This window comes from Paenisporosarcina antarctica (assembly GCF_004367585.1).
GTDB classification, from domain to species: domain Bacteria; phylum Bacillota; class Bacilli; order Bacillales_A; family Planococcaceae; genus Paenisporosarcina; species Paenisporosarcina antarctica.
The window spans coordinates 2,376,751-2,391,831 of the sequence record NZ_CP038015.1; the positions used below are offsets into that span (position 1 = coordinate 2,376,751).

Sequence of the window (15,081 nt, forward strand, 5' to 3'; positions counted from 1 at the left end):
CCCCTAAAAAGGTAAACATCTATTGACGAATCATGAAAGATTCATTATGATGTTTTTATGTTAACTAAAATATATTACAAGTTTACAAAAACATTGGGGGATTATATGTGAGAAATGAAAATTTAAAAATGTTAATTGTAACTGCACTTTTTGCAGCGATTATCGGCATTATGGCACAGCTAACTATACCACTACCACTAGTTCCAATTACCGGGCAAACACTTGCCATCGGGTTTGCGGCAACTATTTTAGGAAAACGGTATGGTACGTTATCCGTACTTGTTTACATCATGTTAGGAATTGCGGGATTGCCTGTGTTTAGCGCTATGACCTCAGGCCTTGGTATAGTTTTTGGTCCAACAGGAGGCTATATCATCGGATTTATTCCAGCAGCCTTCATTATAGGTTGGTATTTAGAACGTTTTGGGTTTACCGTAACCCATGCCATCATTGCTAATATTATGGGGACGGTCATTACATTAACGTTTGGAGCGGTTTGGTTAAAATTCATTGCAGAGTTAAGTTGGACTGCTGTTTTAGCGGGCGGGGTTACTCCATTTATTATTGTGGGAATCATTAAAGCAGTAATTGCTGCAACAGTTGGCATAATAGTACGTAACCGTTTAACATCCGCAAAGTTATTACCGGTTGTCATTGCATAAATAAATAATTATTTAATTAAATCTAACCAGCTATTTTAAAAGTGTATCTACTTTTAAAATAGCTGGTTTTTTGGGTGGATCTGTTCAATTGTATTGCCCGGGAAATAATTGGGTTGTTTTGTCATGTACTAGTCGAATTATGATAATCAAATGATTAGTACATTAAGTAAATAATCATTTGTATTATCCCGTATTTCCGGGGGATATTTCTTATTGGTAGTCATTTATCTGAAATTCACGCAAATATATCAATCTAAAAATTGATAAGTAAAAGAATGGTATCAGCCTCAAATGTAACGAAACCTAACAATTAATTCCTCCTTTGTTCATTACTCTCTGTTAAGTTTAGAATTTTCTCGCATTTGTCACAATTTTGTTAGTTTAATTTATATGCATCATGTATAATTGTTGATTGTTGCTACCGTATTAAAAAGGAGTTTTTTAAATGAAATCACAAAATACTCTAACTATTGGAGAGAATATAGTAGTTGGTCTCATGTTATTTGCATTATTTTTAGGTGCTGGAAATATTATCTTTCCACCATTACTTGGTCAGTTATCTGGGGAATCATTAATACTTGCTATATCTGGTTTTCTTATTACTGGAGTTGGATTGCCATTACTGGCTGTGATAGCAGTAGCAAAATCAGGCGGAGACTTACAAGGAATTGCAAGTAGAGTACATCCACTTTTCGGATTAATTTTCACCATTGTAGTTTATCTCGTAATTGGCCCACTTTTCGCTATACCTAGAACTGCAACCGTTTCATTTGAAATTGGCGTTGCTCCTTTTTTAGCAGAAGGCATTTTACTAGAAAAATGGCCATTAGTCATCTTTAGTATTTTATTTTTCACTGTAACCGTATTATTCGCTCTTAATCCTACTAAGCTTGTTGATCGCATCGGAAAAATTTTAACACCGATATTAATTACGGTCATAGGATTATTAACGATAAAAAGTATAATTACGCCTATGGGTGAAATTGGTCCATCACACGGTGCTTATAAAGAAAGTCCGTTTTTTGAAAGCTTTTTACAAGGTTATTTAACAATGGACTTTTTAGCAGCCTTAGTATTTGGTATTGTTGTTATTAAAGCTTTAGAGAATAAAGGAGTCCATGATAAGAAGAAATTAGTCAAAACAACTATTTTTGCTGGTTTTATCGCGGTATTAGGGTTATCTCTTGTTTACATTGCATTAAGTTATATTGGGGCAACAAGTATCGATGAGATTGGTATTCAAGAAAATGGCGGTGCAATTTTAGCATTAGCTTCTGTTGAATTATTCGGGAATTTCGGCAAAATCATTTTAGCTATGACAATTATGTTTGCGTGCTTAACGACTTCTATTGGATTAGTTGTAGCTTCCTCTCAATTCTTCGAGAAAATAATACCTAAAATATCTTACAAATTGTTAGTCTTTATATTCGCTGGATTTAGTGCAATTGTTTCAAATGTTGGGTTAACTCAACTTATTAGTTTCTCAATACCTGTCTTGTTAGCTATTTACCCGTTAGCAATTGTATTAATGTTTCTATCATTCATTGACAAATCTTTTGATCGATCACCGATTGTTTATCAATTAGCATTATTATTCACTAGCTTTATCAGTATTTTTGATGGGCTAAAAGCTGCTAAAATAACTTTCCCTGTTATAGAAAGTGCATTTAATTACCTTCCACTATATACACAAGGAATCGGTTGGCTGATACCCTCTATTATAGGTGGTCTTATTGGTTTCATCATATATAAATTCAAAAAATAAATATTACATTTAAAATTATTTTTTGAAAAAATTATATAATTTTTCACACACAAAACCCGTTGCAGTCTCTATGAGTACTGCAACGGGTTTAATCTATATAGAGGGGGTCTCTAGTAGATGTAGTTAAATTTGAATTTTATTATAAAATTTTGTTGTTTAATGGCATTTTACTACGCAATTTTTCAGGCTCAATACGTTCTTCATATTGATCAGTTTTTATATCTTCTTGCTCATCTTCTCCTGATTGTAATTCATTATTGTTAGAGTTATTGTCTAAATCTTCAGATCCAAAAGCTGCAGGACCTAAATTTGGATCAGCACCTGGTGATTGAAAACCAAAACGTTGCTCATTTGAAATTTCATTATTAGTTGGACGCTTATTTTGTATCATTTTCTCTTCTTGCATTGAATGTATACTATGATTTTCATCTTTAACCAAATAAGGATCGGTAGAAAAAGTTTCGCCACGCTCTAAACGATCTTGAGGATCGTCAAATTGACCATCTGTTTTATTTACTAAATCATTTGCTGATGGTTCGAATCCTTGCTCTTTAGCGTATTCACTTTGTGGCTCCGTTTTTTCTTTTACATGTTGGTTAGTACTCGCATCATTTCGAGTTGTTTCTTTAAAATTAGGTTCGCTTTGTTGAACTGGTCGTTCTTCACCTGGATATGGTTGTTCACTATTTCTTGAAGAATCAAACACATTATTCTCTACTTCAACTTCATTTAATTGTTGATTTGCGAGGACATCTTCATTTGGCACTGCTTCTCTGTCTGTGTAAAGAACGAATCCACCATTAGCCACGTCTTTCGAGTAGCGCTCTGTTTCCCCATCACTTAAATCTAATTTACGTAATCCTTCTTTAATTGCGTCTTCACCAGTAAACCATGATTTAAATTTATCTATCATCGTTCCCGCTTCGTGTGTTGAAACTTCTGAGTGACTATTCAATGTACTCATGTGTGAGCGCTCTTTAGAAACAACATGAATATCACTTTCAGAATATCCTTGTTCTTTTAATTGTTCTAATTTCACATACATTTGTTCTTCTGATAAAGCTACAACAATTCGACGATTTGATTCTAATTTCATGGTGTTACCTCCTAATAATTTTTAGTATACATACTATCTACCCTTTCATTAATTTGAGTTAAACAATATTTAGAATAATTAATCAGTATGTAATATAAGCCAGAAAAGCAGGTTTAAATTTAATAAGATTGTCTTTATTGTCATTTAAGTGGTTTAATATCGCTTTTGGATAAAAATATTAATTTCAGACAAAAGAGACTGACTTAAATTGTCTAAAATTACTAGACAATTTAAGTCAGTCTCTATATAAAAATTGGTAGAGCATGAGATATCTTTGGAATTAATAGGTTTAGTCATTCTAGTGAATTATTTTATTGACTGTTTTTACTTATTATGAATTAGCAATTGTTCTTGTTGTAATGTCGGTCCGGCTTTTAGTTCACGCTTTAGTGCCCATTCTCGCGTATCATGAGCAGTCTTCGATAATGGTCGAAATGTTAATCCATTTTTTACTGCCTGTTCATTTTTCACAATGAAGAAACCTTCTGGATAGTCGATTGAAAATGGCATCCAGAATGGATATCTTCGGGATCCTAAATCTTCCTTTTCTAATACTTCATCTGAAATCCACACTTTCTTAATTACTTCAGTAGAAATTTCATCAATAAAATTATTTAACGAAAGAGGATCAGAAGCAGCATTAAATGTACCTGATTTTCCTTCTTCCACCATCTGTACAATCCACTTAGCCATATCTCTTACATCAATCCATTGAACTAATCGATTAAGTTCATCGCCGCCCGGTATAGCCACTTTACCTTCTTTTGTTAACCGTTTAGCGTAATATGTAAATCGGTCAGTCGGATCATGTGGTCCTACAATAATACAAGGTCTAATAATTAAAGCACGCTCTTTAAAAATGTCGTTAACCAATTGTTCACACATAACTTTTAACGGTCCATATGTGTCTCCTGTGACTTCATCTGTTTCGATTTTTTGTGTGAAAGTAGAACTCAATTCATTAGGTCTACCATTTTTATAATCATCATAAACAGAAATGGTTGAAATAAACATATATGTTTTTGTTTTATTTTTCAGACTGTCAAGCATTGGTTGCAAATCTTGAGGCGAGTAAGCACAAGTATCAAACACTACATCCCACTGCTCTTGACCTACTAATTTTGCATCTATCCGACGATCACCTTTAATATGCCTTACGTCTTTAAACACTTCAACATTCGTTTTCCCACGATTAAATAATACTACCTCATGTCCTTTTTCTACCGCGGCTTCAACTAAATATCTTCCAACAAAAGAAGTTCCACCTATCACTAAAATTTTCATTTTACTTATCCCTCCTCTTTATTAAATTCTTTGCAAATAAAAAAAATCCTTTAAACTTTTTTTGTAAAGCATTGCTTATTGTTTTTTAAGCATACTAAATTTATAATGGAGCAAATCATTAGACACCTGAGAATGCACGGGGCAAATAGTCGTATTTTGTCGAATTGTGCTATTGTTTCCTAACGTGTAATGGTACACTTAGACTTATCTTATTGAACAAAAAGGAGCATTTTATGGATATTCAATGGACTCAACTTCCTCAACTAAATGCACTCCATGTATATGGACCTACTACTCAAGATACTGCTGGGATTGTATACGATTCAAGAGATGTAGAAAATCAGTTTGCCTTTTTTTGCATTATTGGAGAAGAGACAGACGGACACTTTTATATAAATGAAGCGATAGAAAATGGAGCTACAACTATAGTTGCTTCTCAAAAATCAATAATTGAAGGTTTTACCTCATCTTACTCACACATTTCTTTTGTCCTCGTTGGAGACTCTCGTGAAGCATTAGCTTATACAGCTATCGAATTTAATCATCACGCCTCTGACAAGTTGTTTAAAGTGGGAGTTACTGGTACAAATGGTAAAACAACAGTCGCTTCGTATGTGCGGAATTTATTTAATTTACTTAGAATTCCTTGTGGTATGTTAGGAACTAATGGCATATTCACTTCGAAGGAAATCCTGCATATTAAGAAAAGCACACCTACTACTCCAATGTCTTCAGATGTACAAGCAATCTTTAGCGAGCTTTTAAAACGCGGTGATAAAGCGGCTTGTATGGAAGTATCTTCTATTGCCTTAGATCAATATCGAGTAGGTGGGTTTGAATTTGATGTAGCCATTCATACAAATATTTCAGAAGAACATATGGAATATCATAAAACGTTCGAGCATTATAAAATGTGTAAACTTCGCTTATTTACGCAAGCAAAAGCAAGCATTGTAAATTTGGACGACTTAGGCATGAGCGAAGATATTATTCGAGTATCAAATGGTTCGATTTTAACTTACTCTCATAATACAGACTCATATGCGGATTTAATTTGGACAAACATCCATCATTATACAGGTGGCATGTCGTTTGATTTAATTTATCAAGGAATCTCCCATCGCATTAGCACCCCAATTTATGGGGAATATAATGTAGGAAATTTAGTATCTGCTATTGGAGCTGCTTTATTAGCTGAAATGGCAATTGATGAAATTTTATTGGCTTTACCAAAAATGGAACAAGTCGATGGTCGATTTCAAGTAATTCACGGTCCAGATAACCGAAAAATCATTTTAGATTACGCACATACACCTGTAGCATTAGATGCCATACTACATGCCGTCAAAAAATTACCTCACAAAAAATTAATTACATTAATCACAGGGATTGGTATTCGTGATTTTTCTAAAATGCCGAAAATGGCAAAAACTGCTGAAGGTAAGGCTGATGTTTTAGTCGTAACGGTTGATCACCCTGGCTACAATGACCCTTGGAAAGTGGTTGATGCGGTCCTAAAAGGTTTCACAGAACCATACTTGCAACAAGTACTGACCGCTCCTTCTAGACATGAAGGGGTAATAAAAGCTTTAGAAGCAAGTCAACCCGGTGATATTGTTTTACTAACTAGTGGTTGCATTAATGGTTCGCAAATTGTCCAAGGTGAATATATTCCACACTCAGATGTAGACATTATTAACGATTATTTTTACAATACAAAATTAAGTGTATGAAACCCTTCTGGCACATTTGCCAGAAGGGTTTTTGTTTTTGTGGGCTGTTGCATTATAAGGATATCTGGCATTCATCGTGGGTTATCTCATATTCACAATATTTTATCTGATATTCGCGAACACTTATCTAATATTCACGTTTGGCGCACACAATTTGATCGTGAAAGAAAGATGTCACTTGGGTCCTTGATATTGGCAGATGCTAGACATAGATGCCTTGAATGAAGAAAAAACCTATTTAAGCTTATCATATAAAGAAGAGCTTAAGGCAATTGCCTTAAGCTCTTCTCAATACTATTATTCTAGTGATTTCCTTTTCTTAGCAGCGTTAATATATGATTTAAATAGACGCTTTGATGGTTCATCGTCAATTTGTGCGAACTCTTCAGGATGCCATTGGAAAGCAAATACAAAGGAATGCTTAGTACTTTCAACACCTTCAATGATGCCATCTGCTGCACGGGCAACGATTTTTAAAGGACTTTTCACTTCATTACAAGCTTGATGATGGTATGAATTCACTTTAAATTTGTCTTCTTTTAGCATTTTGTACATACGACTATCTTTTTCTACTTCAACAGGATGTGATCGATGTGTTCTTTCAGCTTGTTGTTTATGTTGCATGACGGGTTCTTCACGTTGGGAGTGAATGCTTTGATAAAGTGTTCCTCCAGTAGCTACGTTTAGCATGTGCAATCCTCTACATACACCAATGTATGGTTTGTCCAATTCCAATATTCTCTGAATTAACGCATACTCCATTGCATCTATTCGTGGAGCAATTTTACCTAAATTCACATGAGGTAACTGGTCATAATAAGCAGGATCGATATCCTCCCCACCTGTTACAAATAATGCATCTATTTGTTCACACATTGCCTCTAAATCTTCTCCTGGTATTAGTGGAATTAACAAAGGAATACCTCCAGCTTGCGTAATTGCATTGGGGTATACGGGTGGCATAAAGTAGCTACCATCTTCTAACACTTCTGCAGTAATACCAACGATTGGTTTCATCTATAATCTCCGTTCTATTTTTAAATTATCCTGTATCAGCAGAATATACCCAATTCATCTAAACTAAAAACATCACTATGTAGTAAATTAAATTTTAATAAAAGTGAATTTTAAGCATTTAATTAACTTAAAGTATACTTATTCGACAATGGAACTAAGGTTCTTTGTCAAATGACGTTGGTCAGTAAAACTGCTTTATTACGGCAGTCTTTTATTATGTAGTTTTTCAAGTATCCGTTGCTTTCCGTTCCAGATGGACGCTTTCCGCGGGCACGGCTTCAGCCTCCTCGTCGCGAAAAACACGCTCCTGTGGGGTCTTCAGCTCGCGCTTTTTCCGCTGGAGTCGCCATCTTACACTCCAAGCAAATAAAATTTCACGTTAAAATTGGATAAGAATATATAAATTGCCTGATCCAGTGAAATGCATAAAAGTAGGATTATGTGGCTGAGCGTAATTGTTTTTGTTCGCTTTGTTTATCAGTTGGTCATAATTTAAAGTGTAAAATAATACGGTTTTTGTAATTATGGAAATTTCTATATCCATACGCGACACGATTCAATACGTTGATTTTATTGTTAATCCCTTCAATTCTTCCGTTATTGTAAGGGTAAATAAAGCAGTTTTCTATGAACTAAGATGTTTTCTTAACCTTTTTAAGCTTGTTCTCATATAACTTGAAATTAAAGGTGAAACAGATCTAGTTAAACAAGTCTCTAATGCCTTGAAATCCTTATCAGACATAGCTTTTAGAAGTTCTTGATAGAACATTTCTTCTACAATACTTGTCGCTAAGCGTTGGCCGAATAATGGGTATTATTTATATTCTAACTCATAGTTCAGATTCTTTTTTAAGGAGTAGCTTCCAGTAACGCTTCAGGCGACGGCATTTCTTCCTATTATCAAGAGGATATTTTTTAAGTTTATTCATGATAGTAATACGACATTTATTCATAGAGCGATTCATTAATTGAACTAGATGAAATGGGTCAAAGATAATCTTCGCTTGCGGAAATAACTCTTTGAAGACACTCACATAGCCCGTATTCATATAAATCGTTACCGTCTCTACATTTATGTTTCCTATATTCTCTTAGCTGGCTTCCGGGCAGAGCGGCGACTCCGGTGGGATTAGCGTAACAGGTGAGACCCCACAGGAAACGAATTGTGCACAATTCGTTTGCGACGAGGAGGCTCACCGCACGCCCCACGGAACGCGTCCGCTCGGAACGGAAATCAGCGTGTATCAGGCTTCTATTAGTTTCATAGATATTCACAAAAAATGACATTAGTGAAATTCCATCCCATTCTCCTGTTTTATCGAGAAGTGGATTTTATTCACCAACGTCATATATTGAACAACCGGAACTGAAAAATAAACAGCCAGCATTTTAATCATAGTAAGAAAACTCCATCATTATTATTCAATGAAGGAGTTTTCTTACTAAGTTATTTAAACCTCATTTTAAGTGAAAAAAAGAGAAGATTTGACCTTTTTAACCAATTCATTAGACGTAACGAACATGCTTTTTATAAGATTTTCCTTCACGGAAACTCTTTCTCCCTTTATCACTCATACCAAGATAAAATTCACGCACTTCTTCATTCGCCAATAATGATTCGACTGGTCCTTCTAGTGCAATTCGTCCATTCTCCATAATATAACCGTAATCAGCTATGGATAACGCAACATTAGCATTTTGTTCAACGACAAGAATAGACATACCCTCATCCTTATTTATTTGTTTAATGTTTTGGAAAATTTCTTTTACAAGTAAAGGTGCAATTCCAAGAGACGGTTCATCTAATAGAAGCAATTTCGGTTTGGCCATAATGCCTCTTCCAATGGCTAGCATTTGCTGTTCTCCACCAGATAATAAGCCCGATGCTTTATTTCTTAATGCTTTTAATTTAGGGAAATAATGGTAAACTCTATCTATATCATCCTTAAGATTGTTTCGGTCTTTTCTTGTATAAGCACCTGCCATCAGGTTTTCTTCTACACTTAAATGTTTAAAAACTCTTCTACCTTCAATACATTGAAAAATACCATTTCTTACAATTCGATCTGGGTCAATTCCATTAATTTTTTCGCCCTGAAACTCTATTACACCATCTGTAACTTGTCCGCCTTCTTTACTTAACAAACCGGAAATCGCTTTTAACGTTGTTGATTTCCCCGCTCCATTACTACCTAAAAGAGCAACAATTTTACCATCAGGAACTTCAAGTGACATTCCTTTTACTACGAGAATAATTTTCGAATAAACAACTTCGATATTACTAAGACGGAGCATATGTCAACCTCCTTAAATTAGAAATATAGAGAGAACACTAGAACAAAATGCCTCTCTATAAAGAATTATTTGTCGCTAATACCAAAGTATTCTGTAATGATTTCCCACTCACCATCTTTAAGTTGACCTAAACGAATTTTATCAGTACCAGCTTGATTATCAGGTGAGAAAGAAACATCTGCTCCTAAACCATGTAATTCGAAATCTTGAATTGATTCAATTGCTGCTTTCATATCTGTACCTGTAACATCACCATCAGTTTCAGCTATTGCAATTTTCATCGCTTCAGCCATAATACTTGCCGTTGCCCAACCTTGAACGAATTTTTGGTTAATATCTTCAACTGTTTTACCTTTTGAATCTAAATACTCAACAATTGGCTCCATACCTGGAAGATCTTCAGTTGGGAATGCATGTGTTACTACACCAATAAAGCCATCTAATACATCAACCCATTGTTGGTTGTCTGCTCCAGCAGGTATCAATCCTTCTCCTGCAGTCCAGTTTAACCCCATAAATTGTGTTTTCCAGCCTAATGATTTCGCATCACGTACAACATTTCTTGTTTGACCCCATGTATAGTTAATAATTGTATAGTCCGGTTCCTCATTGCTTCTTGACCAAGACTGAAGTGTTGTTAGAGGATCTGTATCACCAAGTTCAATTAATACATCCGGCGTAATTTCTACTACACCATCTAGATTTTCTTTAGCATAGTCTTTAATATCTTGAATCGGTGATTCAGAGAAAGGATGCCCTTTATGATAAACTAACGCCACTCTTGCAGGTGATTCACCTTTATGATTTTCTTCAATCCAATCAAGTATTGCACGACCTTGATCAGAATAACTTGCTGCAGTTAGATAGTTATAACCACTTTCATTTCCTGTATCTTTTAAGTTTTCAGAATACGATGCTGAGAAAAATGGTATTTTGTCATTAATGATTTGTTTTCTAAGTGCTTCTGTATCCGCAGTACCCCATCCAAGAACAGCCACCACTTCATGTCGATCTCTTAATCCTTGATAAACTTGTTGAGCTCGACTAGTATCGTAGGCGTAATCTTCACCAATAAAGTCAACTTTATAGCCATCAATTCCACCCTTAGAATTTAAGTTTTCAAAAAATGCTCTTTCTCCTTCTGCATATGGAGCTCCTACATCACCAGTAGCACCTGACTCATCAAATAGTCCACCTAACTTAATAACTTTATCTCCTGATGATTCGCCACCAGTCTCTGAGTCTCCATCGCCACAAGCTGCTAGAACACCCATCAAAAGTATTAGACTTACAAACGTCAAGCTTAGCTTCTTCCAACTATAAAATATTGACAAATTAATTCCCCCTTATTATATATATACTCAAAATCTCATGTAGAGATTTTAAAAGTAAAACTACTTAACATACTTATTCTTTAGTAGAAAATGGCCATAACCGGAAGTAGTTTTTAATATTATTCCAAATGTGAACTAAACCACCTGGTTCAAAGATTAAAAATAATATGATGACTAATCCGAAAACAACTTCACGGAATGATGAAAGTAACGAATGAGCATCTGGAATAAATATAGTTAGATACTCTACCATGTAACCTAGCCCTACTGGTAATAAAGTAATAAATACGGCACCTAATATGGCACCAAACACACTACCTAATCCACCGATTAAAATCATAGCTAAGTATTGAATAGAAACTTGAATACTATAAAGTTCTACAGTGACAATCATTGTGTAATGAGCAAGTAATGCTCCCGCAATTCCCACAATGAAAGAACTAATAGCAAATGACATAACTTTATAACTAAATAAGTTAATTCCCATAATTTGAGCTGCAACATCTCTGTCACGTACAGCTAAGAATGCACGTCCTGTACGTGTTCTAAATAAATTAAGTGCATAAATCGTAGTAAATACTGCGACGATCAAACACAGATAGTAGTAACTGTTCTGGTCATAAAACGAAAATCCTCCAATTGCCGGACGTTCCAATACCATTCCTGCCCCACCACCAGTTACACTCCAACTACTAATAATCCAAAGAATAATAACTTGAGCTGCCAATGTGGCAATAGCTAAATATAAACCTTTAAGTCTAAGCGATGGTATACCGAACATACCACCGATGATTGCAGTGATTAATCCAGCGAGTGGCAGTGATATCCAAAAGCTCAAACCATATGTCGTTGTAAATATGGCAGAAGTATAACCACCAACAGCTAAGAATGCTCCTACACCTACTGAAATTTGTCCTGTAAAACCAGTTAAAATATTTAGCCCTATAGCGCCAATTACTGCGATAGCACATAGTGTAGCTAAACCAATAACATAATTAGAAGCAAATAGTGGAAATAAAAACAGCAATATGACGATAATTAACATCCTTATTTTCACACGTCGAACGCGAAATAATTCCATGTCTTTACTATAACTTGTCTTGTAATTTCCGCATTCCATTACAAATGGATTCTTCATTCCGTCACACCCTTTCAATTCCACCTTTACCAAATAGACCGTATGGTTTAATCATTAAAATAATGATTACAACGATAAATGGTATTACTTCCTTTATCCCTCCACCAATAATTGGTTGGAGATAACCTACTGATAAACTTTGCAAAATACCAATTATAAAGCCTCCAACAATAGCACCTGGAATGCTATCTAATCCACCTAAAATAACAACAGGAAGTACAGTTAGACCAATCACTGTCATAGAAGCATCTACACCATTGATATTTCCTAATAGAATCCCACCTACTGCGGCTACAAGTGCAGCGATTCCCCATGTGATGGCATATACCGATTTAACACTAATCCCCATAGATAGCGCTGCCATTTGGTCATCTGCTACAGCACGCATAGCAAGTCCCATTTTAGAAAACTTAAAGAATAATGTGAATATTGCAAGTAAGATCATGACAATAATGAAAGACCACATATAGATTGGTGAGATGATAATATCCCCAATTCGAATTAGTTCAGACGAAAAGATAGGTGGGAATGATTTTGTTTGGTGTCCCCAAATCATATGGACAATACCACCGAGCAAACTAGCTAACCCAATCGTAGCCATAATGACCGATATTACTGGTGCATTTGTTAATGGCCTTAGAACCACTTTTTCAACCGCCATTCCTAACAAGGCATTGAACACAAGTGTTAGTACAAATGCAATTAGAAATGGTATTTTATAAACAGCAACTAATGTAAGACAAATGTAGGATCCAATTAAAACAAATTCTCCATTTGCAAAGTTTAAGGCATCACTTGCTTTATAGATAAGAACAAATCCTAGAGCAACTAACGAGTAAATACTACCAACAACAACGCCTGTTATAAGCATTTGCAAGAAAAATGTCATGCTCTAAGTCACCTCCTGTTCTATCTGTGTGATTTTTGTATCGTTAACACTTATTCCACTTTCTACCCCGTACAGTTCATCTATTACATATTGGTATTTTTTAATAACAAAATTTCTTCTTACCTTTCTAAGTCTAGTTAATTCTTGATCAGCTGTACTTAGTTCTTTATCAAGGAGAACAAAATTCCTTACTTGAAGATTTTCAGGAACCGCTTTCATAATAATTGAAACTTCTTTTTCAATAAGATTAATTACATCAGGTAATGCTGTGAGGTCAGAATATTTCGTGTAATTGAGTTGTTTCTTTTCCGCCCATCTACCTACGTTATCGATATCAATATTCACCATAGCTACGATGTAAGGACGATCTTTTCCGATGACAACTGCTTCACGAATATAAGGGCTAAGTTTTAGTTTATTTTCAATAAGAGCTGGAGAGATTTTTTTACCTTCTTTTGACTGGAAAACGTCTTGCATACGATCAACAACATATAAATGACCATCATCACCGATGTATCCAGCATCTCCCATATGCGTCCAACCACCATTAAGCACGTTTTTAGTCAATACTTCATTGTTATAGTAACCTTGGAAAACACCCGGACTTTTGATTAAAATTTCACCCTCCTCAGAAATTTTCACTTCTGTATCAGGAAGTGGAACACCAACGCTATCCAAATTTATATCTCCATTACGGTGTGCAAAGGCAACTCCTGACAGCTCAGCTGAACCATAAGTTTGTTTTAAATTAACACCTAGTCCATGGAAAAATTCAAGTACTTCTGTCCCAATGGAACCTCCATTTGTATATGCGCTTTTTACTCTTGCTAAACCTAAATGATCTCGAATGGCACTAAAGATTAAATAGTCTCCAAGTGTATACATAAGCTTAGTACTGAAAGATACAGGTTTATTATGAAGCTTTGCTTCAGCCATTTTATCGCCGTAGGGTTTAAATAAGTCGTAAACTTTCTTTTTAAACCAACTAGATCCTTGAATTCGTAATTTGAACTTAGAGAGTATGTTTTCATACATTCTAGGTGGAGCAAATATCACATGTGGTCCTATTTCTCGTAAATCGCCGCCAACCGTTGATGTTTCTTCTGGAAAGTTTAGCGTTGCTCCATGAAGTAGAGACATTGTGATATTCATAACTTGTTCACCTATCCAAACTAGTGGAAGAAAAGAAAGATAGTCATCGCCTTCTTTTACTGTTTCAATTTTCGCCATTTGATTAGCTGAGGAAATTAAGTTTTGATGCGATAAAAGAGCTCCTCTAGGCTCTCCAATTGTTCCAGATGTATATGCGATGATTGCAGTGTCATTAGACTTACCATTAGCAATCAGCTTTTGAAATTCATCGGGATTCCTATCATCATAGATTTTCCCATGTTCTTGTAAATCATGGATATACATTAGCTTAGGATGTTTATAGTTTCTCATCCCTTTAGAGTTATAGTAGATGATTTTCTCGATAGCAGGTATTTGATCTTCAATACTTAATAATCTATCAACTAGTTCTTGATCTTCGACAATGACAATTTTCGCCTCGCAATGATTTAACATAAAGGCAAATTCTGAAGGGGTGGACTCTTGATAAACACCAACAGCAATACCACCAACACTTTGTGCTGCTAATTCGGCATAAAGCCATTGTGGCTTATTTTCTCCAATAATCGCTAATTTATCGCCCTGTCTAAAATCTAATGAATGAACTAGACCTACAGCCAAATCCTTTACGTTACTATAATAAGAAGCCCATGTTATTTCATTCCATATTCCCAAGTACTTTTGTCTCATTGCAATATCATTACCATTATTTTCCGCTTTGTTTAATAATAGTTGCGGCAACGTTTTCCCAGTCATTG

The 15,081-nt window shown here is 35.1% G+C and carries 13 protein-coding genes; 3 read left to right on the forward strand and 10 right to left on the reverse strand.

Translation table 11 applies throughout. The features are described 5' to 3' along the window. The first annotated feature begins 107 nt into the window (after positions 1–107). Both E2636_RS11770 and brnQ read left to right on the forward strand, forming a co-directional pair. Complete coding sequence (locus E2636_RS11770) at positions 108–662, forward strand: biotin transporter BioY (protein WP_134210359.1); 555 nt, start codon at positions 108–110, stop codon at positions 660–662. 445 nt (positions 663–1,107) lie between these two features. After that, the gene (gene brnQ, locus E2636_RS11775) at positions 1,108–2,427 is read left to right on the forward strand and encodes a branched-chain amino acid transport system II carrier protein (protein ID WP_134210360.1); all 1,320 of its coding nucleotides are present in this window, start codon (positions 1,108–1,110) and stop codon (positions 2,425–2,427) included. Positions 2,428–2,566: 139 nt separating this feature from the next. On the opposite strand, the gene E2636_RS11780 is transcribed toward brnQ, so the two are convergent. Next, positions 2,567–3,523: a YflT domain-containing protein gene (locus tag E2636_RS11780; protein ID WP_134210361.1), complete on the reverse strand. Its 957-nt coding sequence runs from the start codon at positions 3,521–3,523 to the stop codon at positions 2,567–2,569. A gap of 324 nt (positions 3,524–3,847) precedes the next feature. Further along, entirely contained in the window at positions 3,848–4,807 is a 960-nt protein-coding gene (locus E2636_RS11785; protein WP_134210362.1) for an NAD-dependent epimerase/dehydratase family protein, read from the reverse strand. 233 nt (positions 4,808–5,040) lie between these two features. On the opposite strand from E2636_RS11785, the gene E2636_RS11790 reads away from it, so the two are divergent. Further along, the gene (locus E2636_RS11790) at positions 5,041–6,540 is read left to right on the forward strand and encodes a UDP-N-acetylmuramoyl-L-alanyl-D-glutamate--2,6-diaminopimelate ligase (protein WP_134210363.1); all 1,500 of its coding nucleotides are present in this window, start codon (positions 5,041–5,043) and stop codon (positions 6,538–6,540) included. Between the two features lie 297 nt (positions 6,541–6,837). Here E2636_RS11790 and E2636_RS11795 read toward each other — a convergent pair whose 3' ends face one another. The 8 genes from E2636_RS11795 to E2636_RS11830 all read right to left on the reverse strand — a co-directional run bounded on the left by E2636_RS11795 (position 6,838) and on the right by E2636_RS11830 (position 15,079). Then, positions 6,838–7,557, reverse strand: a complete 720-nt coding sequence (locus E2636_RS11795) for a gamma-glutamyl-gamma-aminobutyrate hydrolase family protein (protein ID WP_134210364.1) — start codon at positions 7,555–7,557, stop codon at positions 6,838–6,840. A 485-nt stretch (positions 7,558–8,042) separates the two neighbouring features. After that, positions 8,043–8,186 (reverse strand): transposase, encoded by a 144-nt coding sequence (locus tag E2636_RS19580; protein WP_134211795.1) that lies wholly within the window; start codon positions 8,184–8,186, stop codon positions 8,043–8,045. Positions 8,187–8,387: 201 nt separating this feature from the next. Beyond that, positions 8,388–8,642 (reverse strand): transposase, encoded by a 255-nt coding sequence (locus tag E2636_RS11805; protein WP_322789591.1) that lies wholly within the window; start codon positions 8,640–8,642, stop codon positions 8,388–8,390. 421 nt (positions 8,643–9,063) lie between these two features. After that, positions 9,064–9,852 (reverse strand): ABC transporter ATP-binding protein, encoded by a 789-nt coding sequence (locus E2636_RS11810; RefSeq protein WP_017379788.1) that lies wholly within the window; start codon positions 9,850–9,852, stop codon positions 9,064–9,066. A gap of 65 nt (positions 9,853–9,917) precedes the next feature. Continuing rightward, positions 9,918–11,186, reverse strand: a complete 1,269-nt coding sequence (locus E2636_RS11815) for an ABC transporter substrate-binding protein (protein ID WP_243840624.1) — start codon at positions 11,184–11,186, stop codon at positions 9,918–9,920. A 73-nt stretch (positions 11,187–11,259) separates the two neighbouring features. After that, complete coding sequence (locus E2636_RS11820) at positions 11,260–12,324, reverse strand: branched-chain amino acid ABC transporter permease (RefSeq protein ID WP_134210366.1); 1,065 nt, start codon at positions 12,322–12,324, stop codon at positions 11,260–11,262. A gap of 4 nt (positions 12,325–12,328) precedes the next feature. Further along, complete coding sequence (locus tag E2636_RS11825) at positions 12,329–13,213, reverse strand: branched-chain amino acid ABC transporter permease (RefSeq protein ID WP_017379791.1); 885 nt, start codon at positions 13,211–13,213, stop codon at positions 12,329–12,331. 3 nt (positions 13,214–13,216) lie between these two features. Next, positions 13,217–15,079, reverse strand: coding sequence for an AMP-binding protein (locus E2636_RS11830; protein WP_134210367.1), 1,863 nt, complete (start codon positions 15,077–15,079; stop codon positions 13,217–13,219). Positions 15,080–15,081 lie beyond the last annotated feature (2 nt).